Origin of the sequence: Pusillimonas sp. ANT_WB101, assembly GCF_008369125.1 — a bacterium.
In the GTDB taxonomy this organism is placed as follows: Bacteria; Pseudomonadota; Gammaproteobacteria; order Burkholderiales; family Burkholderiaceae_B; genus Allopusillimonas.
In genome coordinates this window covers 677,976-699,080 of the sequence record NZ_VOAY01000001.1, presented here as the reverse complement: position 1 = coordinate 699,080, position 21,105 = coordinate 677,976, and the positions used below count along the sequence as shown (strand labels likewise).

Genomic DNA, 21,105 nt, shown 5'->3' with positions numbered 1-21,105 from the left:
TGGCGTGTGATCCAGTTGCTGACATTCAGTGGCTTGCTGCTCAGTTGCTGACGTTCAGTGGCGTGTCATTTGGCTCATCGACTGGCGCATAAGCACAACACCCTGCGCAAACGCCGTGCGAACCAAGATTGAAAGCCTTAGATTGCAGCTGCCCCGGGGCCGCAGAGGTCTGGCTCGGGTCGAGGGTCGCGCCAACCTCCATGGTCAGCCATTAGCTTGTCAGCCTGTGGCGGCCCCCAACTGCCGCGTGCGTACGGTACTGCCTGTTTATGGTCACGCAATACCGGGTCGACCGCCGCCCACGCGGCCTCTATGGCCTGCGCACTGGTAAAGAGTGCGCGCTCGCCTGCTATCGCGTCAGAAAGCAAACGTGAATACGGTGATTCTTCATGAGGGTCGACATCTAGCAGGTACAGCTCACGCTGTTCTCCGACAAACTCCTTGCCGGGGAGCTTCACCCGTGCCGCAAGCGCCACAGCCGATCGCGGCGAAATCCGAAAACGGACGTAATTGGCGTCTTCGCCTACATCATCGAATAGCTTCTGAGGCGGTGTTTTCAGTCTGACCAAAACCTCTGCCACATTGGTGGCCAGATACTTACCCGAGCGCAAAAACCACGGCACGCCTGACCATCGCCATGAGTCAATAAACAGTCGAAGTGCGCAAAACGTTTCTACATCAGAGTCGGGCGCCACCTTGGGCTCGTGTCGATAGCCCTTGTATTGCCCCCGCACCAAATCGTCCGGTAACAGCGGCCGCATCGCCTGGAAGACCTTGGCCTTTTCTGTTTGAACGGCCGCATAACCCGCACGTGAAGGCGGCTCCATAGCCAACAACGCTACAATCTGGAACAGATGGTTTTGAATTACATCACGCAGGCAACCTGCGCTTTCGTAAAATGCACCCCGATCTCCCACCCCAAAATTTTCAGCCAGCGTAATCTGCACGCTATCGATGTGGTGATGATTCCAGATGGGCTCGAGAAATGTATTGGCAAAGCGAAAATACAGAATATTCATGATCGCTTCCTTACCCAAGAAGTGATCAATACGAAATATAGCTTCGTCCGGAAACACCGAGCGTGAAAGTCGGTCAAGCTCACGCGCCGACTCGAGGTCGCGCCCAAATGGCTTTTCAACAATGACGCGAGCCTGTTTTGCCAGCCCTGCTTCATCAAGCGCCTTGATCACCGTGGCAAACAGCGAAGGGGGAATGGCCAGATAATGAGCGGGCCTGACTGCCTTGCCCAAAGCCTGCTTGAGCCGCTGAAACGTGGCTGCGTCGCGATAATCGCCATCTACGTAAGTGACCAGAGAAACTAGCCGATCGAGCACACTGGCGTCTGGCTTGGCCACCGCCTCAGTAACGCTCTGTCGTATGCGCTCGTCCAATTGGTTAGTCGTGAGCGAAGATGATGCCACACCTACAACGGGAACTTGCAAAGTACCCGCCTGTGTCATGGAGTACAGCGCCGGAAAGATTTTTTTATGCGCAAGATCGCCAGTAATACCAAATACCACCAGCGCGTCCGCATGCGGTATGACGGACTCAGAAGTCATGGTTTGTTATCTCCAGGTGTTTTTTCTACATGGCCACCAAACTGATGGCGCATGGCAGAAAGCACGCGGTTGGCGTAGTCGGCATTGCCGCGCGATTCAAAGCGGGAAAATAGTGCTGCACTCAGTACTGGAGCCGGCACGCCTTGTTCAATGGCAGCGGTCAATGCCCAGCGCCCTTCGCCTGAATCTGACACATGACCTGAATAATGGTCCAGCGATGGATCACCGCTCAGTGCAGAGGCCGTCAAATCGAGCAGCCAAGAGCCGATGACACTGCCACGCCGCCACAACTCGGTAATTTCGGGCACATCCATCTCGTACTGAAAATGTCGCGGGTCGCGTAAGGGTGTGGTTTCGGCATCAGTGTCGCGCTGTCGCAACCCGATATTGGCTTGGCGCAACATGTTAAGGCCCTCGGCATACGCCGCCATTATTCCGTACTCAATGCCGTTGTGCACCATTTTGACAAAATGACCCGCACCATGTGGGCCGCAATGCAGGTAACCTTGTTCGGCGCTGCTCGATTCGAGACGACCTGGCGTGCGAGTTGCGGCGTCGGCGCCTGGCGCAAGCGCAGAAAACACGGGTTCAAGTCGATCAAACGCAGCCTTGTCGCCCCCTATCATCAGGCAATAGCCGCGCTCCATGCCAAACACACCGCCACTGGTACCGACATCCATATAATGTATGCCCGTGTCTGCCAGCGCATCTGCCCTTCGAATGTCATCGTGATAATGCGAGTTGCCGCCATCGATCACGATATCGTCCTTTTCAAGCAAAGGCACCAATTCATCCAGTACTTTGTCGACCACAGCTGCAGGCACCATGAGCCAGATAGCCCTGGGGCGGGCCAGCGCTGCAACCAGATCGGGCAAGGTGTCGCAGGCCACAGCACCCTGCTCGGCCAGCGCTCGTCCTGCATCGGGATGTGTGTCATAGACTGCGCAGTCTTGCCCTTTGCGCAACAGACGCTGCACCATATTACTGCCCATGCGACCCAGACCCACCATCCCTAATTGCATAATCTTGCTCCAAAAATAGGTAAAAATTTCGCCTCGCCTTCACCGCTGTTCATTGCTGTGCGGCAAAGCCATTGATTCATTGTTGCGGGCCTGTGAGGCCTTTATAACCAGCCGAGTGAGTCCTTCGCCCTTTGTATCGGCGTTGAGGCCCCGCGCGGTTTACACCTCGCCCAAGCCTGGCGGAACATGTTTGGTACCAGACGTATCCGGCGCACCAGAAGCCCCTGACGAACTCGTGCTATCTGGCATACTTGGCGTGCTGGGCATACTAGCTGTGCCGGGCACATTCGAAGTGCCCGGCACTCCTGTTGGTGTACCAGCCATACCCGATACACCAGACATACTTGGCGAGCCTTGCATGCCCGGCATACCGCCCGCCACGCTCTTTCCAACCAATGTCGACAATAGATCAACGGGAATCGGAAACACCAGTGTCGAGCTTTTATCACCTGCCACCTGGGTCAAGGTCTGCAAATAGCGCAACTGCATGGCTGAAGGCTGTATCGCCAATATTGCAGCGGCCTCCATCAGTGCCTGGGCAGCCTGTCTTTCGCCCTCGGCATGAATAACCTTGGCGCGCCGCTCGCGTTCGGCCTCGGCCTGGCGCGCAATGGCACGAATCATATTCTCGTTCAGGTCAATATGCTTGATTTCGACATTGGTGACCTTGATGCCCCAAGAGTCAGTTTGCGCGTCAAGTATCTGCTGCACATCTGCATTAAGCTTTTCGCGCTCGGACAGCATTTCGTCCAGCTCATGCTTGCCAAGCACAGCCCGCAGCGTAGTCTGGGCCAACTGACTGGTCGCTTCGAGATAACGTTCAACCTGGATAATGGCTTTTTCTGGGGCAACCACCCTGAAATAAAGCACCGCATTTACCTGGACCGATACGTTGTCACGCGAGATCACGTCCTGACTGGGCACATCCATGGTAATAACACGCAAATCCACACGCACTACCTGTTGAATGACAGGTATCACAAAGATAATGCCTGGGCCCTTGACACTGGTAAAACGGCCCAGTGAGAACACAACGCCGCGTTCATACTCGCGCAAGATCTTGATCGCATTAAGCACCACCAGCAATACGATGATAATGACAGTGCCAAGAAAGATATTGAAACTGCTGATAAACATCATGCTAACCCCCATTTCATTGCCTTTCGGCGCTGGCATGGAATGACAGCCCACAAGGCCACACTCCCCACGTACTTCATAGCACTTATCGCGTAGGGCAGATTGTCGCGCTGTCCACGCTTACAACCTGCAGAACCAGCCCGTTGATCGCCTTGACACGCACCCGCTCACCCACAGCGAAAGGGCGGTCGCCGCGCACCTGCCAGCTTTCGCCTCTAATGTCAGCATATTGCGTGCCATTACTCAAAAAAGTAACAACGCCCTCGCTGCCCACCATTTGCTCTTTACCCGTAACCACTGCGCGTCGGCGCGAGCGCAAGGCAAAACCACCGGCGATAAAAATAAGCGCCGCGCTCGACACGGCAACCCCAACAACAAATGGCAGTGACAAATCATAGGCTTGGATACCCGTGTTAGTCAGCATCAGCCCACCCAGTACAAATGCGATGATGCCGCCAATGCCCAAGGCGCCAAAGCTGGGCAAGAAGACCTCGGCAATCATCATCGTAGTGCCTGCCGCCATCAGCCCCACACCCGACCAACTAACCGGCATTAACTGGAAGGCATACATGCCCAGCAGCAGGCTAATTAGCCCCGCCACCCCAGGCAACGTGGCACCCGGGCTGAGAATCTCGAAAAACAGCCCATAAATGCCCACCATCATCAGCATGACCGCAACTTGGGGGTTGGCAATAAGCGTCAAAAACTGAGTACGCCAGTCAGGTTCAATATGTTCAATGACCGGGTTTGCGGTGTTCAGCGCCACCACCGTGCCGTCGTCCAGTTTGATACGACGCCCGTCAAGCTTGCTGAGCAGATCAGGCACATTGTTGGCCACCAGGTCAATGACGCCATCCTTCAGCGCTTCGGCAGAAGACATGCTGATTGCTTCAACAACTGCTTTTTCGGCAAAATCAACGTTACGGCCACGCAGTTGAGCCAGGCTTCGAATGTAGGCCGCGGCATCATTGGTGACCTTGCGCGTCATCGTGTCACCTTCCGATTTTTTATCAGCGCCTTTGCTATCGCCGGCGCCTTCCCCACCCGACATACCGATGGACACGGGCGACGCGGCACCCAGATTGCTTGCTGGCGTCATGGCCGCAACATGACATGCATAAAGTATGAATGCACCGGCACTGGCGGCCCGGGCACCACCAGGGCTGACAAAGCCCACCACGGGCACAGGAGAAGCCAGAATGCCGCGAACAATGCTGCGCATCGACGTATCCAGACCGCCCGGGGTATCAAGCTCGATAACAACCAGGCCCGCGCCCTGGTCTCGTGCCTGATCAAGACCTTCGGTAATGAAATCTGCGGTGGCCGGATTAATGGTTCCGGCAACCCGCAGCACGGTCACATGATTGGACAATGTCTTGGCCGCAGGCCGAGCCGCAGAGGAATCAGCCGCCTGTTCAGGCTTAGATGTGCCGGATTGCGGAGCAGGCATATTTTCAGGCTTGCCGGCGGCAGCGTCTGCAGGTTGGGTGGCGGCGAAGGCGTCAGCAACGAAAGGAACAGACATGCCGGATTCTGTGTGCGGCTGAGCAAGCCAGACGGCCATGCCCGCCAGCAAGCAGCAGGCGAACCCTAACAATCGTGCCTTGCTCATGTTGGCCTCTCTCGGTTAGCTATCGACCGGCAGATCCACGTCATACCGGTTGCTTGCAACTGACAAAACGCATGCGCTGGTAGCGCCGTTCTGGCGCGGAGCACACTGCGCATTGGTTCTTCAGTATAGTCGGTCAAGCACCTCAGCCAGCACCACCGCCTGATTGTGATCGGTGTCTTTAGCCGAATACACCAATGTCATGCGCTTGCGACCCGCCTCGTCAACAAGTGCACGCATGCGTGCCACCTGGCTGGCTTCACGCAATTCTTCTTCATAGCTTTCGCGAAACTTCTCCCAGTTCTCAGGTTTGTGACCAAACCATTTGCGCAGCGAAGAGCTGGGTGCAAGATCTTTGACCCAGGCGTCGTGCTGAAGCTCATCTTTTCTGACGCCGCGCGGCCAAAGACGGTCGACCAGCACACGATACCCATCGGAAGGTTCTTGTTTATCGTAGACGCGTTTGATCAAGACATGTTTGGCCATGCTATACCTCCTGATTCAGGTACACCCTGAACACGACACTGCAACAGCCCATGTGCCGCCAGACCAGGCAGCCCAGCACACGTGAACGGGCCTGAACGTATTGCCGCAGCGGACAGACAGGAAAATGTGCAGCACAAGCCGATACCCATTAGAGACCTGTGCTGCCCAAGAATCAGCCCCTAGCGGGTAGCCAATAACCCATTAACCTGGATGAGTCATATCAATCGGGCGTATCCATTGATCGTACTGCTCATCGGTGACATAACCAAGCGCGAGCGCCGCAGCGCGCAGCGTGCTCTTCTCTTTGTGGGCCTTTTTGGCAATGGCTGCCGCCTTGTCATAGCCTATGTGGCGGTTGAGCGCCGTTACCAGCATAAGGTTTTTATCAAGGTTAGCCGCGATGACCTCACGATTGGGCTCAATGCCCACCGCGCAATGATCGTTGAACGCCAGGCATGAATCGCCCAGCAATTCGATACTCTCAAGCACGTTATGCACAATAACGGGCTTGTAGACGTTTAGCTGAAAATTACCCTGACTGCCCGCAAATGCCACGGTTGCGTCGTTGCCGAACACCTGTGCGCACACCATGGTCATGGCTTCGCATTGGGTGGGGTTGACCTTGCCGGGCATAATGGAGGAACCTGGTTCGTTTTCAGGGATAATCAACTCACCTATGCCGCAGCGCGGGCCGCTGGCCAGCCAACGCACATCATTGGCTATTTTCATAAGCGCACCGGCAAGCGTACGCAGCGATGCTGAAAGGTTAACCAGCGCATCATGCGCTGACAATGCAAAAAATTTGTTGTCGGCAGATCGAAATGGCAAACCCGTTATCTCGGCGATATGCCTGGCTGCGGTTTCACCAAACTTTGGGTGCGCATTGAGCCCAGTGCCCACGGCCGTGCCGCCAATGGCAAGGTCATACACCCCCGGCAAATTAGCCTGCACGGCATCAAGTGCGAAATCAATCTGAGCAACCCAGGCACCGATTTCTTGCCCCAGCGTAATGGGTGTGGCGTCCTGCAGATGTGTACGCCCGGTTTTGACAATATCGGCATACGCCTCGGCCTTGGCCGCGAGCGTAGCGCGCAGCTTGCCTACTGACGGGAAAAGATGCTGCTGCAACTGTTGCGCTACGGCAATATGCATGGCGGTCGGAAACGTGTCATTGGACGACTGCCCGCGATTAACATGATCGTTGGGGTGTACAGGCTTTTTGCTGCCTATGTTACCGCCCGCCAGCTCAATGGCCCGGTTTGAAATAACTTCGTTGGCATTCATGTTTGACTGCGTTCCGGAGCCGGTCTGAAACACCACGAGTGGAAACTCGCCGTTAAGCTTTCCTTCGATAACCTCATCGGCAGCCCAGCCGATGAGGTCGGCAATCTCGGCAGGCAGTTCACCCAATTCGGCATTGGCCTGGGCAGCCGCCTTCTTCAATATGCCCAGTGCCGAGATAACGGGAGGCTGCCACTTGAACCGCGAAACACCAATAGGAAAATTATCAATCGAACGCTGAGTTTGCGCTCCCCAGTAATGATTGCCCGGAACCGCGATTTCCCCCATGGAATCGGTTTCGATACGGGTGTCTGCCATATGTGTTCTCCTACTAGGTTCAAGTGCGTTACACGCTATTAACTATACGCCTGCAATGTCGGCGCGCGCCTCATCAGTAAAGCGGCGCGACCAGGTACAGGCGACGTCCAGCATGCGGTTGGCAAACCCCCATTCGTTATCGAACCAGATGAAAAGGTTGGCGAAACCGTCACCATTGGTGCGGGTTTGACTGCCATCGATAATGGCTGAATGTGGATCATGATTGAAATCGATGGACGCATGGGGGTGATGTGAATACGCAATAACGCCCGGAAGCTTCTCGCTTAAGCCACGAAGCGCTGCGTTGAGTTCATCAACCTGCACGTCACGCCCCAGCTGCACCATTAAATCAATGGCCGATACGTTGAGAATAGGCACACGAACTGCCTTGGCCTGCACCTTGCCTGCCAACTGAGGCAGCAGGCGTTCAACGCCCTGCGCCAACCCTGTTTCCACAGGAATCAACGATTGCAGCGCCGACCTGGTGCGCCGCAAATCAGCATGGTGGTAGCCATCAATGAGTGGCTGATCGTTCATAACCGAGTGCAAGGTGGTAAGAAAGGCATGCCGTATACCAAAAGCGCCATGCAGCGCATCAAGCACCGGCACGACGGCGTTTGTGGTGCACGAAGCGTTGGACACAATGCGCTCGCTTCCTGTTAGCCCGCTATCGTTAATGCCATAGACCACGGTGTAATCAACATCACGTGCGCTGTTTCCGGGCTGCGACACCAGTACACGCTTAAAGCCGGCCTGTAGAAAAAGCTGCAACTGATCGCGTGAACCAAAGCGGCCAGAACACTCCAGTAGCAGGTCTGCATCGAAGCGCTCCCAGCCGGCCTGCAACGGGTCGCTGGCGTGAATGACGGCAATGGGCCGACCATCGACGATCAGGTTGTCTCCTTCGTGATCGATTTTGCCGCGAAACGCGCCATGCGTGGAATCAAATTGGGTCAGGTAAGCGATGGTGGGCAGGTCAGCGGCGGGCTCGTTGATGGCGACCACCTCAAAGGCATCCCGGTGCGGCGACTCATGGAGCGCACGCAGTACGCAGCGGCCAATGCGACCATAACCATTGATCGCAAGGCGTAAAGGACGGGTCATCGGTAACTCTCGGAAAGGCGGGTTAATTATGCATCACTTTACTACGCAGCCAGGACTGACGCATTGATATCCCCATGCGCGCCACGTGGATATAGGCCGAACACAATTTAAGACGTGAAGCAGCGGACCATGGGGCAGAACCAAATCGCTCGCTAGCCACATTACAGGCCTTGATAGAGGCCGCTGCAAAGGCATTGCAATAGCGACAGAACGGCACAGCAGCTGAACGACGAAGTCAGTCGCGATACAGGCCCCGATACAGACCGCTGCAAAAGCGCGGCGATGGCAACAGCACAGGCGGAACCGCAGGACGACGAAGTCGATTGCAATACACGCCCGGTATGGGGCGTTGCAAGGACACGGCGACAGCGACAGCACGGGCAGGGCAGCAGTACGACAAAGTCGGTCGCCTCGCGTTATAAAAAAATCCTGTCAGCTCAAGACTGACAGGGCTGCTTAACCAGACGCGGCGACGTTTAGCCGTGTGTTGGCATCACAAACTCGTTGCCCTTCTCGATGTTCTCAGGCCAGCGCTGCATGATGGATTTTTGCTTGGTGTAAAAGCGCACGCCCTCTTCGCCATAGGCGTGGGTGTCGCCAAACAGACTGCGCTTCCAGCCGCCGAAACCGTGCCATGCCATCGGTACAGGAATGGGCACGTTAACGCCCACCATGCCCACCTGGATACGGCGGGCAAACTCGCGGGCAGTGTGACCATCACTGGTAAAGCACGACACCCCGTTGCCAAACTCATGCGCGTTGACCAGGTCAACTGCTTCACCCAGATCGTTAACATGCACGCAGGCAAGCACGGGGCCAAAAATTTCTTCCTTATAGATGCGCATTTCGGGCGTTACTTTGTCGAACAGCGTGCCGCCCGTGTAAAAGCCGTTTTCATGCCCTTCCGCTTTAAAGCCACGACCATCCACCAGCAGTTCGGCACCCTGCTCCACGCCAATTGCAATGTAGTTCTCAATGCGCTCCAGCGCCTCTTTGGTCACAACCGGACCCATCTCTGCATCAAGATGCATGCCATCTTTAATCTTCAGTGTTTTAGTGCGCTCAATCAGCAATGGCAGGATTTTCTCTCCGGCCGAACCCACCAGTACGGCAACCGAAATAGCCATGCAACGCTCACCGGCCGAACCGTAGGCAGCACCCACCAATGCATCGACAGTGCGCTCGATATCGCAGTCGGGCATGACAATCATGTGGTTTTTAGCACCGCCCAATGCCTGCACGCGTTTGCCAAAATGTGCACCACGCTCGTAAATATACTGAGCAATAGGCGTGGAGCCCACAAAACTGACCGCAGCAATGTCTTCGTGCTCAAGAATGGCATCGACAACCACCTTGTCGCCTTGCACCACGCTAAACACCCCATCAGGCAAACCTGCCTCTTTAAGCAGGCGCGCCATCAACAGCGATGCGCTTGGATCACGCTCGCTGGGCTTGAGAATAAACGCGTTGCCGGACGCAATAGCCATGGGGAACATCCAGCACGGCACCATGACAGGAAAGTTAAACGGCGTAATACCAGCCACGACGCCCAAAGGCTGGCGCATAGTCCAGTTGTCAATGCCATTGGCGATCTGTTCGGTGTAGTCACCCTTTAACAGCTGAGGAATGCCGCAGGCAAATTCAACCACATCCATGCCGCGCGCAATTTCGCCCTGAGCATCGGTAAACACCTTGCCGTGCTCTGCGCTAATCATGGCGGCCATCTCATCGGTGTGCTCGGCCATGAGCGCCAGAAAGCGATTCATGATTCTTGCACGCCGTACCGGCGGCGTATCTGCCCACGCGGGTGCAGCGGCCTTGGCCGCAGCGACGGCCGCATTCAGGTCTTCGGCTGTCGACAGCACAACCTTGCGGGCGACCTCGCCGGTAGACGGGTTAAAAACATCTTGTTTGCGCTCGCTGCGGCTGGCAGCTAGTTCGCCATTAATAAAGTTGACGATATCGCTGCTGTCGGTATAACGCGGCTGTGCAGCCAGCGTATCCGTAGAAACCTGATCTTTCATGAAAGGAGCTCCGTTATGGTTGGACTATGCAGAAAGTATAGAAAGCTCCAGCCCATACAACAAGATCGAAAAACTGGATTCATTGTTTAATATAATAAACAGTGTAATCTTCAACCTTTTGCTGCGTCGAAGATGCCATGGGCTCTGACGGCCTGCTCGTTGCTTAATAGCCACATGGCTAATGGCACGCGCCATCGTCATGTACACGGCAATCGGTTCCATCGTATCGCCAGGCCGCACTGAAACCGGCAGGCGAATTTAGTTACCGCCATTTATCACTCTGGGAGCCTCTATGTTGACCGAACACAAACACACAAAAGAGTTAATGTGGTCGCACATCTATTGGCTCAGCATTCTGGAGGACGCGGGCAGCTATACGGCGGCGGCCCGGCGTCTGGGTGTCAGCAAAGCTGCTGTCAGCCTGCGTATTAATGAGCTAGAACAAGCCTCAGGCGTCGCCCTGGTACGCCGCACAACACGCAGCGTTCGGCTGACCGAAGCCGGCCAGGCTTTGGTCGACAAGACCCGCAACGCCTTTGCGCACATCGAACAGGGGTTTGACAGCATTCGCGATCTGGCTGACACCCCACAGGGCGTCGTGCGCGTAACCGCCCCCGTAGCGTTAGGCCGACAGAAAATAATGCCGCTCATCAGTGGCTTTCTGGAAGCATTTTCACAAGTGCGGGTAGAAATTGAAATGTCAGACCACCTTAGCTCGCTGGCGCAAGAAGGCTTTGACCTGGCAATTAGGCATACCAGCAGCGTGCCCGAAACACATGTGGCCTGGCTGCTTAGACCGTCTACCAGCCTGCTGGTCGCCTCGCCTTCCTATCTGCAGCTACATGGCAAACCTCGCCATCCTGACGCCCTCACCGGGCACAATTGTCTTTACTATTTACGTTCGGCCGCTTCGCCGGCGTGGAGCTTTGAACGAGCCGGCCGCAAGGGCGAGCGCCACAGCGTCGCCATCCGAGGCAACTTCAGCGCCAACAATAGCGAGGCCTTGCGCCAGGTGGCACTCGACGGGCAGGGCATTGCCATATTGCCTGATTTTTCTGCTCAGGAAGACGTTATGGCAGGGCGGCTGATTCTGCTATTGCCAGCCTGGAAGCCTGTAGGCGCGTTTGGTGAAGCCATTTATGCCATCCGGCCATACAGCGCACACGTGCCTCGTGCCGTACGTGTTTTTGTAGACTATCTGAAAGAACACTTGCATTCAGATGCACACACCAGCGCCACGCCGCAGGCTTGATGGGGCAGACTTACTGATTGGTCTACGCACGTACCTCGCCGCAAACTTATTAGCTAGTCTGCGCACGTGCCGCCCCACAAACTCGGCGGCGCACACTAAAACACCGGGTCAGCCTGCTGTACCGCTCCCCGATCGGGCACTGGCTGCCAGCCACACCCGCATGCAGTCACGCGCGCGCTGTCGCAGATAGCCCGCACCCTGCTCGCAAGCCTGCTGCAGTGTGATAGGGCCTGGCGTCAGGCTAAAAGCGGCAGTAATGCCTGCCGCGTAAACCTCTTCGTAGCCTTCACCCAGCGCACCCACAAGCGCGATAACAGGTATCCCCTGCCTGGCGGCCACACGTGCCACCCCGACTGGCGTTTTTCCAAGCACGGTCTGGGCATCCATTTTCCCTTCGCCGGTAAACACCAGATCGGCACCCTCCATGGCTTGCGCAAGGCAGGAAAGCTCGGCAATCAGCTCCACCCCGGGTCTAAAGTCTGCGTCAAAACATGTTTTGATGGCAAACCCAAGCCCTCCCGCCGCACCCATACCGGGCAGATTTCGCTCGTCTTTTTCAAACTGCCGGGCGCACACGTCGGCAAAATGCCCCAACGCCTGATCAAGAACCTGAACGTCTTGCGCAGAGGCCCCCTTTTGCGGCCCGAATATGGCGGAAGCGCCACGCGGCCCGCACAACGGGTTGTCGACGTCGACCGCAATATCAAAGCGCACTTGCTTCATGCGCGGATCCACCTCATCAAGACAAACGCGCGCCAACTGGCTCAGCGCCGCGCCGCCCGCAGGCAGTTCATTGCCTTGTGCATCAAACAAGTGAGCGCCCAAGGCTTGCAGCAGCCCCGCCCCGCCGTCATTAGTGGCGCTGCCGCCGAGACCAACCGCAATATGCACCGCACCCGCCTCAACCGCATCTTTGATGAGCTGCCCTACCCCATAACTGCTGGCTTGCAAGGGCCGGCGTTCTGTCTCTGGAATTTGCTCCAGCCCTGCTGCGGCTGCCATCTCAATAAATGCCTTGCCATCGCCCAACCAGCCCCAGCTCGCCTGATGTTTCTGACCATTGGCGTTGAGCACAGTCAAGGTACGCTGCTCGCCACCGGTGGCAGCCAGCACGGCCTCGAGCGAACCTTCTCCGCCATCAGCCATGGGCACACAAACAGTCTGCGCCTGCGGCATCGCGTCCCGGATGCCCGCCGCCATGGCCTCAGCCACCGCCCGCGCACTCAGGCTCTCTTTGAATGAATCTGGGGCGATGATAATGCGCATGATGTTCCTGTGTGAAAAAGTCGATTAAAAAAGCATGTGGTCAGTACGTCATTGCCAGCACGTAGGGCGGCAAGTACCACCACGTAGAGCGGCAAGTACCACCACCTGGGACGGCGGAGTGCCAACTTTAAAGGCACACCGCCACCATCCGTATGAAGTGCACTGTCTATCAATGCTTACCAGCGTGCAACACGGCTGTCAGCGCCGAGGCGTGACCACATTGCGCGGCTCACCACGTTGAAACGCGTCGACATTGTCGATCAGCTGATCAGCCAGAAACTGAATTGCCTCCTGGCTTGCCCAAGCCACATGGGGCGTAAGAATAAAATTGGGCATATCAAGCAACTGCATTAACGGGTGGTCTTTCTCGGGCGGCTCAGGCGTGGTGACATCAAAGCCGGCGCCTCCAAGCTGCCCTGAACGCATGGCATCGACCAGTGCCGCTTCATCGACCAAGCCGCCCCGTGCGGTATTAACCAGCAGAGGCTTACGCTTCATACGTGCGAACTCTTCAGCCCCGATCAGGCCACGCGTTTGTTCGGTGAGCGGGCAATGCAGCGTAATGATGTCGCTTTGTTTTAGAAATTTATCAAAGGGCGTGTACAAGCTGCCCTGATCGTTGCGGCCTTTGCGCGCCGCAAACAATACCCGCATGCCCAAAGCGCGACCTATGCCTGCCACCGCCTGACCCAATGCGCCTTCACCCACAATACCCAGGGTAGAACCTGCCAGATCTTTGATGGGGTAATCAAAATAGCAGAACTGTTGCGCCTCTTGCCACCGCCCCGCCTTAACCGACTCGCTGTAAGCCACAATACTGCGACGCAGCGCAAAAATGAGCGCAAACGTATGCTCAGGCACAGTGCGCGTGGCATAACCGCGTATGTTGGAAACGACAATACCTTTGTCTGCACAGGCTTCAAGATCGATATTGTCAGTGCCGGTTGCGGCAAGGGCAATCATCTTGAGCTTAGGTGCAGCTTCAATTGCCGCCCGGTCCAGCTTTACCTTGTTGAGGATGACAACATCGGCATCAGCGATACGCTCCGGGGCCTGCTCGCGGCTGGTGCGCCCGTATACTTTAAGCTCATGCGCAAATGACGGCGAACGTAGCGTTGTTTGCGGCGATATTGTTTCACGGTCGAGAAACACCACCTGCATATTGCCCCCAGTCATAAGATCTCCTTGTAGTTCATATTGCCTCTTTTCGTAATTGAGGTCATCTGGCGATATAGTAATGTGATTCTTGCATTCATCAAGTGCCATACCATGGCGCGCAACCAAAAAGGCCAGACACACATGCCGCCAAAACACTATGCGATTGAAGATTTCTTCCGCAACCCCGCGCGGGGCTACTTTCGTCTTGCAGACAATGGTGCCTTGCTCGGCTTCATGGAACCGGCCAGTATAGACGGCAAGCCAGCCCGCATGAACGTGTTCGTGCAGCCACTTGAAGGCAGCAAGCCCACAGGCCAGCCACGTCAACTCACACAGGAAACCGAGCGCGACATTGCGCAGTATTTCTGGAAGGGTTCCGACGTTGTTATTTATGAAAAAGATTTCAACGGCGACGAGAACTTTCATGTGCTGGCCGTCGATGTGCACACCGGGCAAGTCACTGACCTTACGCCGTTTCCGGGCGTGCGCGCCAGTATCCAGGATGACCTGGTCGACGACCCCCAGCACGTACTCATCAGCCACAACCAGCGTAACGCCGAAGTATTCGATGTTTATCGCGCCAACGTACATAGTGGTGAACTCACCCTGGTGGCCGAAAACCCAGGTAATGTGGTGGGATGGCAAACCGATCACATGGGCCAGGTGCGTGCCGCTCTGGCCAGCGATGGGCTGGACACGGTGGTGTTGTATCGCGATACTGAATCAGAACCTTTTCGTGAACTGATCAAGGCTGATTTCCGCACCTCCATCTACCCCGAGTTTTTCACGCCTGACAACCGTGAGCTGTATGCATTCAGCAACCGCGGGCGCGACAACGTCGCATTAGTCATCATCGATCCCGCCAAACCCGATGAAGAACGCATGGTTTTTGAGGTACAGGGCTATGACCTCGACGGCGCCGGCTATTCGCACCAGCGCCAGGTGCTTACCATGGTCAGTTACCAAACTGACAAGCCTCAGTATCATTTTTTTGACGAGCTGACCGCCCAGCGCTTTGCGCGTATCCGTGAAAAGCTACCAGGCTATGAAGTGGCCTTGCAAAGCGAAACCCGCGACGAGAACAAGTACATCGTTGCCGCCTACAACGACCGCAGCCCCGGCAGCCGCTATATCTATGACACGGGGCTCAACACCCTCGATAAACTGGCTGATATCAACCCGGCACTGCCCGAGCATGACATGGCGACCATGCAACCCATTAAGTTTCAGTCACGCGATGGTCTGACTATTCATGGCTACCTCACCTTGCCAGTGGGGCGTGAAGCCCAAGGCTTGCCCTGCATCATTAACCCGCACGGCGGCCCGTGGGTACGCGACAGCTGGGGCTTTAACCCAGAGGTGCAATTTATGGCCAACCGAGGCTATGCGGTATTGCAAATTAATTACCGCGGTTCTACGGGTTACGGTCGCAAATTCTGGGAAGCCAGCTTCGGGCAGTGGGGGTTGAGCATGCAAGACGATATCACTGACGGGGTACAGTGGCTTATCGGCCAGGGCATTGCTGATCCGTCACGTATCGCCATCTACGGCGGCAGCTACGGGGGCTATGCCACACTGGCGGGTATCGTCTCCACACCCGATCTTTACGCTGCTGCGGTCGATTATGTTGGGGTATCCAATCTGCTCACCTTCCTCACGACCATTCCACCCTACTGGAAGCCAATGCTGACCAAAATGCATTGCATGGTGGGCGACCCCGAGAAAGACCGCCAACGCCTTGAGGCCACCTCCCCCGCCTTAAACGCCGACAAAATCCGTACGCCACTGTTTATTGCCCAGGGCGCCCACGACCCGCGTGTCAATAAAAACGAAAGTGATCAGATGGTTGATGCACTGCGTGCACGTGGCGTAGAAGTCGAGTACATGGTGAAAGACAATGAAGGCCATGGCTTTCACAACGACGAGAACAAGTTTGAATTTTATGCGCGCATGGAGGCTTTTCTGGCGCAACATCTCAAGCCGGCCAGCACGTAAGAAAGTGATTGCAACGTCTTGCTGCGTTAGACCACGGCCTGGGTACAGCGTTATTGCTTCCCGAATCCGGGTCGTGCAGCACCGCTGCTTCACGACACTTTCACGCCCGCTTCTCGACCTCTGCACGACCTACGCCGGGTTCATGTCCATACCCATAATTACACCGTCTCAAAATCTGTACGGTTTGCAGACCCCCCCTATCATCAATAGTGGGCCTGCTCTATATGTTTACGCTAAGTCAGTATTCGTCGCGCAGCAAAAATCTGCGCTTATTTACCCGGCTTTAAAACCGGTTTCTCCCGGAGTTTACAAATGAAGCTTTACTACCTGCCTGGTGCCTGCCCTCTGGCATCGCACATTACCCTTGAGTGGATAGGTAAACCGTACGAGGCCATTAAAGTGGGCCGCGACGAAATCAAACAAGCTGAGTACCTGGCGAAAAACCCCATGGGGTCGGTGCCTGTGCTCGAAGATGGCGATTTCACACTAACCCAGAGTGCTGCGATTCTTGAGTACCTGGCCGAGCTTAACCCCGAGTCAGGCCTCATGCCAGACAACATCCGTGACCGCGCTGAAGTACGACGTTGGCTGGGCCTGTGCAATTCTGACATTCATCGCACGTTTACCAATATTTTTGGCGCAGCCGCATTGGTGTCCGACGAGGCCAGCCAGGAAGAGCTTTATAAAAACTCAGCCATTAAGCTTACGCATATTTTCGATATTATTGAAAAGCAACTGGAAGGCAATGTGTGGATAGCGGGTGCCAGATCTATTGTTGACCCTTATTTGTACACACTATTGCGTTGGGCCAAGGCCAAGGACGTAAATGTGGGCAGCAAAAACCTTGAGGCCTTTTACACGCGCATGGAAGCCGATCCTGGCGTCCAGGCAGCCTTGACAGCACAAGGTCTGAGCTAAGAAACTTGGCGGGAGAGGCCAGGCTTCCGCCTTCATGAACGGATAACACTGCTCAACCCCGCACGGTTCTGGCAACCGAGCTGAAATAGCTGAGATACAAGGTTGCCATAAGGCAATGTTACGAGTCTTTGGCACGACCGACGTCGTGCTCACGCTATTTGTTCGAAACAGCCAGATTTTGCGTGCAATGCATAAAGCCAAGACAGCACGGCGGCAAGCCTACATCTCGCCGCCCCAGACCTATGCTGTACGCGCTACGGCCTACGCGCCAAGATACGCCTTGCGCACCTCATCGTTGACCAGCAGGTTGGCACCCGTATCGGCCAACACCACCCGCCCGGTCTCGAGCACATAACCGCGATCTGCCACCTGAAGCGCCTTATTGGCGTTTTGCTCCACCAGAAAAACCGTCACACCTTCTTCGCGAATGGTACGAATAATGTCGAAAATTTGCGCAATAATCAGCGGAGCCAGCCCCAGCGTAGGCTCATCGAGCAGCAGCAGGTCAGGCTTGGTCATTAGCGCCCGGCCTATCGCAAGCATCTGCTGTTCGCCACCCGACATCGTGCCGGCACGCTGATTGGCACGCTCGCGCAGACGCGGAAACAGCTCATAAACATGCTCCAGCCCGGCTTCAACTTCTCGCGATTTCAGAAAAAACCCGCCCATTTTCAGGTTTTCCGACACTGTCAGATCAGGAAAAACACGTCGCCCCTCGGGTGAAATGGCAATACCACGCCGCATAATCGTGTGCGTGTCACTCTGGGTAATATCGTCGCCCTTAAACGTAATCGTGCCCCGGCTTGCCCTTGGTGAGCCGCACACAGTCATGAGCAAGGTTGTCTTGCCAGCACCGTTGGCCCCGATTAGCGTAACAATTTCGCCTTTATTAACCTCAACCGACACGTCATTCAAAGCCTGAATGGCGCCATAGAAAGTATCGATATTTTCAAGCTTGAGCACTTATTCTTCCCCCAGATAGGCTTTGATGACACGGGGGTCGGCCCGCACAACTTCAGGCAGATCGGTGGTAATGGGCTTGCCGTGCTCCATGACCAGAATGCGATCGGATATGCCCATAACCAGGCTCATGTCATGCTCGATAAGGAGCACCGCAACACCGAACTCGCGTCGCAACTGGTCGATCAATGATGAAAGATCGCGCTTTTCTTGGGGGTTTAAGCCAGCCGCCGGTTCATCAAGCATAAGCAGGCGTGGCTTGGTGATCATGCACCGCGCGATCTCGAGGCGACGCTGGTGTCCGTAAGCAAGGTTTCCTGCCTCACGGTTGGCGTACTCGCGTATGTTCATAAAATCGAGCCAGCGCCCGGCATTTTCAAGCGCCTCGTCTTCAGAGCGGCGATACCCGCGCGTCTTCAGTAAACCCCGGAGCAGGCTGGTTTCAATATGCGTGTGCTGGGCCACCAGCAGGTTTTCAAGTACCGTCAGGTTTTTGAATAGCCGCACGTTTTGAAAAGTACGTACCAGCCCCTGCTGCGCCACCTTGTGGCTGGGCATGCCCGTGATGCGTTTGCCATCCATGACAATGTCACCACTCGTGGGTTTATAAAACCCACCCACGCAGTTAAACACGGTGGTTTTCCCTGCCCCGTTGGGGCCGATAATGGCGAAAACCTCATCGCGCCTTACTTCAAATGCAACCTGGTCTACGGCCAGAAGGCCGCCAAACCGCATGGTCAGCTGTGAAACCTCAAGAAGTACATCGCTCATGCCTTGAGCTCCACATGTGGACGTTTGACAGGAAGCAGCCCCTGCGGACGCCACATCATCATCAACACCATCACCAAACCAAAAATCAGCATCCGGTACTCCGCAAATTCTCGCGCGATCTCAGGCACAACGGTAAGCACGATGGCCGCCAGAATGACGCCAACCTGTGACCCCATGCCCCCTAACACCACAATGGCGAGAATCAGGGCCGACTCAATAAAGGTAAACGACTCGGGGTTGACCAAGCCTTGCCGGGCAGCAAAAAACGCCCCACCAAAGCCGGCAAACATGGCACCCATGGTAAAAGCCGACAATTTAATGCGAGTAGGATTTAACCCCAAAGAGCGGCACGCGATCTCATCTTCACGCAAAGCTTCCCAGGCTCGGCCTATGGGCATGCGTATGACCCGGTTAGACACAAACAGCGTTATGAGTGCCAGTGCAAGCGCCATTAGGTAAAGAAACACAATGACATCCTGCGTACTGTAATTCCAGCCCACCAGCTCGTGGAAAGTGGTCACGCCTTCAGGCGCACGACGCAGCATGGGATAGCCAAATACCGATGGTTTGGGTATGCCCGAAATACCATCGGGACCACCCGTCAGTGAGTACAGGTTGATCAGCAACAGGCGAATGATTTCGCCAAAGCCCAGCGTGACGATCGCAAGGTAGTCACCGCGCAACCGAAGCACGGGAAAGCCAAGCAAAAACCCAAAAAGCGCCGACATGGCACCCGCCAGTGGCAAGGCTTGCCAGAACCCCCAACCCGCCCAGTGATAAAGCAAGGCGTAGGTATAGGCGCCTACCGCGTAAAAGCCCACAAAGCCCAGATCCAGTAACCCGGCAAAGCCCACAACAATATTAAGCCCCAGGCCCAACATAACGTAAATGAGCACCAGTGTTGCAATATCGACCTGAGCGCGACCCGTAAAAAACGGCCAGATTAACGCGATGGCAATCAGCAGAAAAATTAGACCGCGCCGCACGGGTTCTGACATGGCCGGCAATTGGCGTCGAGTTTTCGTACCTCCCAGCAAACGACCCAGTGCGGGCCTGACCAACAACTGGAACACAAAGACAATGGCCATGCCCCACAGCACGTAACCCCATTCGGTCTCAAGGGCAGTTTCCATGCCCACACGTACGATTTGTACGCCAAATACGGGTGCAATAATGACTCCAGCCATTACGGCCGCAAACAGCGCATTCTTGATGTGGCTACCCATTACACTTTTTCCACTTCGGGTTTACCAAGCAGGCCGGAAGGCCTGAAGAGCAAAATCAGAACCAGCAGGCCAAAGGCAACAATATCTTTGTACTGAGACGAGATGTACGCCGCCGCAAACGTCTCGGCCAGACCCAGCAATACGCCACCCAGCATGGCACCAGGGATGCTGCCTATGCCACCAAGCACGGCTGCCGTAAATGCCTTAATGCCGGCCAAAAACCCGATAAAGGGGTTGAGCTTGCCAATGGCCAGGGCGATCAGCACGCCACCGACGGCGGCCAGCATCGCGCCGATCACAAAGGTGAAGGAAATAATCTTGTTGGTGTCTATGCCCAACAGGTTTGCCATGCGCAAATCTTGCGAGCATGCGCGCGACGCGCGGCCAATTCGTGAATACTTGATGAACAGCGACAACGCAATCATAAGCAGTACGGTAACCACAATAATCATGATGCGTGAATAAGGTGCCGTCACTTCAAAGTCTGATCCAAGTGTGAACTGCACCGACCCCGTTACCAGTGCAGGCACCGCCATATCACGTGCACCCTGGCCAATAGCTACCCAGTTCTGCAAGAATATGGACATGCCGATGGCGGAAATCAGAGGCACCAGCCGCGGACCGCCGCGCAGCGGCGCATAGGCCACCTTCTCGATGGCATACCCGTAAGCCGACGTGACCGCCACGGCGACAACCAGCATGGCTAATATGATTAATGGCAGCGGCAGGCCACTGTTAACACCAATGGCCGACAACGTAACCAGGCCGACATAGGCGCCGATCATGTACACCTCGCCATGTGCAAAGTTAATCATGCCAACGATGCCATACACCATGGTGTAACCGATGGCGATTAATGCATAAATGGCACCCAGCGACAGCCCATTGAAGAACTGTTGGGTTAATTCAGGGATAAGTTCAGACATATATCGGAGATTCCGGAAGGCGGCCTAGCGGTGATGCAGGCTGACGTGCCCATTTAAAACATAAACACCGGCCGGGCGCGCCAGCCGGTATTT

General features: G+C 55.6%; 16 protein-coding genes and 1 pseudogene. 3 read left to right on the top strand and 14 right to left on the bottom strand.

The annotated features are described in order from the left end of the window. Positions 1-137 precede the first annotated feature (137 nt). From zwf to FQ179_RS03300, 8 genes and pseudogenes are all read right to left on the bottom strand, one after another. The gene (gene zwf / locus FQ179_RS03335; protein ID WP_149395845.1) at positions 138-1,559 is read right to left on the bottom strand and encodes a glucose-6-phosphate dehydrogenase; all 1,422 of its coding nucleotides are present in this window, start codon (positions 1,557-1,559) and stop codon (positions 138-140) included. Next, positions 1,556-2,581 carry a phosphogluconate dehydrogenase (NAD(+)-dependent, decarboxylating) gene (gene gnd / locus FQ179_RS03330; RefSeq protein WP_149395844.1) on the bottom strand — a complete coding sequence of 342 codons (1,026 nt, stop codon included), beginning with the start codon at positions 2,579-2,581 and terminating at the stop codon, positions 1,556-1,558. The genes zwf and gnd overlap by 4 nt, the downstream gene beginning before the upstream one ends. 387 nt (positions 2,582-2,968) lie before the next feature. Then, a pseudogene (locus FQ179_RS03325) lies at positions 2,969-3,718 on the bottom strand (slipin family protein); the annotation flags it as partial. An 85-nt stretch (positions 3,719-3,803) separates the two neighbouring features. Beyond that, positions 3,804-5,330: a nodulation protein NfeD gene (locus FQ179_RS03320; protein ID WP_255474814.1), complete on the bottom strand. Its 1,527-nt coding sequence runs from the start codon at positions 5,328-5,330 to the stop codon at positions 3,804-3,806. A 120-nt stretch (positions 5,331-5,450) separates the two neighbouring features. After that, entirely contained in the window at positions 5,451-5,813 is a 363-nt protein-coding gene (locus FQ179_RS03315; RefSeq protein WP_149395843.1) for a DUF488 domain-containing protein, read from the bottom strand. Positions 5,814-6,014: 201 nt separating this feature from the next. Continuing rightward, positions 6,015-7,412: a class II fumarate hydratase gene (gene fumC / locus FQ179_RS03310; protein WP_149395842.1), complete on the bottom strand. Its 1,398-nt coding sequence runs from the start codon at positions 7,410-7,412 to the stop codon at positions 6,015-6,017. Between the two features lie 42 nt (positions 7,413-7,454). After that, positions 7,455-8,516, bottom strand: coding sequence for a type I glyceraldehyde-3-phosphate dehydrogenase (locus FQ179_RS03305; protein ID WP_149395841.1), 1,062 nt, complete (start codon positions 8,514-8,516; stop codon positions 7,455-7,457). 476 nt (positions 8,517-8,992) lie between these two features. Next, positions 8,993-10,540, bottom strand: a complete 1,548-nt coding sequence (locus FQ179_RS03300) for a CoA-acylating methylmalonate-semialdehyde dehydrogenase (protein WP_149395840.1) — start codon at positions 10,538-10,540, stop codon at positions 8,993-8,995. A gap of 292 nt (positions 10,541-10,832) precedes the next feature. Here FQ179_RS03300 and FQ179_RS03295 point away from each other — a divergent pair, with 292 nt between their 5' ends. Further along, positions 10,833-11,792, top strand: a complete 960-nt coding sequence (locus FQ179_RS03295; protein WP_149395839.1) for a LysR family transcriptional regulator — start codon at positions 10,833-10,835, stop codon at positions 11,790-11,792. Positions 11,793-11,900: 108 nt separating this feature from the next. Here FQ179_RS03295 and FQ179_RS03290 read toward each other — a convergent pair whose 3' ends face one another. Beyond that, the gene (locus tag FQ179_RS03290) at positions 11,901-13,058 is read right to left on the bottom strand and encodes a glycerate kinase (RefSeq protein ID WP_149395838.1); all 1,158 of its coding nucleotides are present in this window, start codon (positions 13,056-13,058) and stop codon (positions 11,901-11,903) included. 198 nt (positions 13,059-13,256) lie between these two features. Next, positions 13,257-14,219 (bottom strand): D-2-hydroxyacid dehydrogenase, encoded by a 963-nt coding sequence (locus tag FQ179_RS03285; protein ID WP_149396886.1) that lies wholly within the window; start codon positions 14,217-14,219, stop codon positions 13,257-13,259. Positions 14,220-14,300: 81 nt separating this feature from the next. Here FQ179_RS03285 and FQ179_RS03280 point away from each other — a divergent pair, with 81 nt between their 5' ends. Further along, positions 14,301-16,211 carry an alpha/beta hydrolase family protein gene (locus tag FQ179_RS03280; RefSeq protein ID WP_370459853.1) on the top strand — a complete coding sequence of 637 codons (1,911 nt, stop codon included), beginning with the start codon at positions 14,301-14,303 and terminating at the stop codon, positions 16,209-16,211. 312 nt (positions 16,212-16,523) lie between these two features. Continuing rightward, entirely contained in the window at positions 16,524-17,129 is a 606-nt protein-coding gene (locus FQ179_RS03275; protein WP_149395837.1) for a glutathione S-transferase family protein, read from the top strand. Between the two features lie 261 nt (positions 17,130-17,390). Here the strand turns inward: FQ179_RS03275 and FQ179_RS03270 are convergent, their stop codons facing one another. The 4 genes from FQ179_RS03270 to livH are packed head-to-tail and all read right to left on the bottom strand — an operon-like array spanning position 17,391 to position 21,012. After that, on the bottom strand, positions 17,391-18,092 hold the full coding sequence (locus FQ179_RS03270) for an ABC transporter ATP-binding protein (protein WP_149395836.1): 702 nt from the start codon (positions 18,090-18,092) through the stop codon (positions 17,391-17,393). Next, positions 18,093-18,860, bottom strand: coding sequence for a high-affinity branched-chain amino acid ABC transporter ATP-binding protein LivG (gene livG, locus FQ179_RS03265; protein WP_149395835.1), 768 nt, complete (start codon positions 18,858-18,860; stop codon positions 18,093-18,095). Further along, entirely contained in the window at positions 18,857-20,086 is a 1,230-nt protein-coding gene (locus tag FQ179_RS03260) for a high-affinity branched-chain amino acid ABC transporter permease LivM (protein WP_149395834.1), read from the bottom strand. Before FQ179_RS03260 ends, livG begins: the two co-directional genes overlap by 4 nt. Continuing rightward, the gene (gene livH, locus FQ179_RS03255) at positions 20,086-21,012 is read right to left on the bottom strand and encodes a high-affinity branched-chain amino acid ABC transporter permease LivH (protein ID WP_149395833.1); all 927 of its coding nucleotides are present in this window, start codon (positions 21,010-21,012) and stop codon (positions 20,086-20,088) included. Before livH ends, FQ179_RS03260 begins: the two co-directional genes overlap by 1 nt. Positions 21,013-21,105: the final 93 nt, after the last annotated feature.

Bases quoted from the DNA above. Each gene is read 5' to 3' on its own strand.
- FQ179_RS03290 (WP_149395838.1), bottom strand. From the start codon at position 13,058: ATGCGCATTATCATCGCCCCAGATTCATTCAAAGAGAGCCTGAGTGCG.
- livH (WP_149395833.1), bottom strand. From the start codon at position 21,012: ATGTCTGAACTTATCCCTGAATTAACCCAACAGTTCTTCAATGGGCTG.
- gnd (WP_149395844.1), bottom strand. From the start codon at position 2,581: ATGCAATTAGGGATGGTGGGTCTGGGTCGCATGGGCAGTAATATGGTG.
- FQ179_RS03295 (WP_149395839.1), top strand. From the start codon at position 10,833: ATGTTGACCGAACACAAACACACAAAAGAGTTAATGTGGTCGCACATC.
- FQ179_RS03285 (WP_149396886.1), bottom strand. From the start codon at position 14,219: ATGCAGGTGGTGTTTCTCGACCGTGAAACAATATCGCCGCAAACAACG.
- FQ179_RS03275 (WP_149395837.1), top strand. From the start codon at position 16,524: ATGAAGCTTTACTACCTGCCTGGTGCCTGCCCTCTGGCATCGCACATT.
- FQ179_RS03300 (WP_149395840.1), bottom strand. From the start codon at position 10,540: ATGAAAGATCAGGTTTCTACGGATACGCTGGCTGCACAGCCGCGTTAT.
- FQ179_RS03315 (WP_149395843.1), bottom strand. From the start codon at position 5,813: ATGGCCAAACATGTCTTGATCAAACGCGTCTACGATAAACAAGAACCT.
- livG (WP_149395835.1), bottom strand. From the start codon at position 18,860: ATGAGCGATGTACTTCTTGAGGTTTCACAGCTGACCATGCGGTTTGGC.
- FQ179_RS03305 (WP_149395841.1), bottom strand. From the start codon at position 8,516: ATGACCCGTCCTTTACGCCTTGCGATCAATGGTTATGGTCGCATTGGC.
- FQ179_RS03320 (WP_255474814.1), bottom strand. From the start codon at position 5,330: ATGAGCAAGGCACGATTGTTAGGGTTCGCCTGCTGCTTGCTGGCGGGC.
- zwf (WP_149395845.1), bottom strand. From the start codon at position 1,559: ATGACTTCTGAGTCCGTCATACCGCATGCGGACGCGCTGGTGGTATTT.
- fumC (WP_149395842.1), bottom strand. From the start codon at position 7,412: ATGGCAGACACCCGTATCGAAACCGATTCCATGGGGGAAATCGCGGTT.
- FQ179_RS03260 (WP_149395834.1), bottom strand. From the start codon at position 20,086: ATGGGTAGCCACATCAAGAATGCGCTGTTTGCGGCCGTAATGGCTGGA.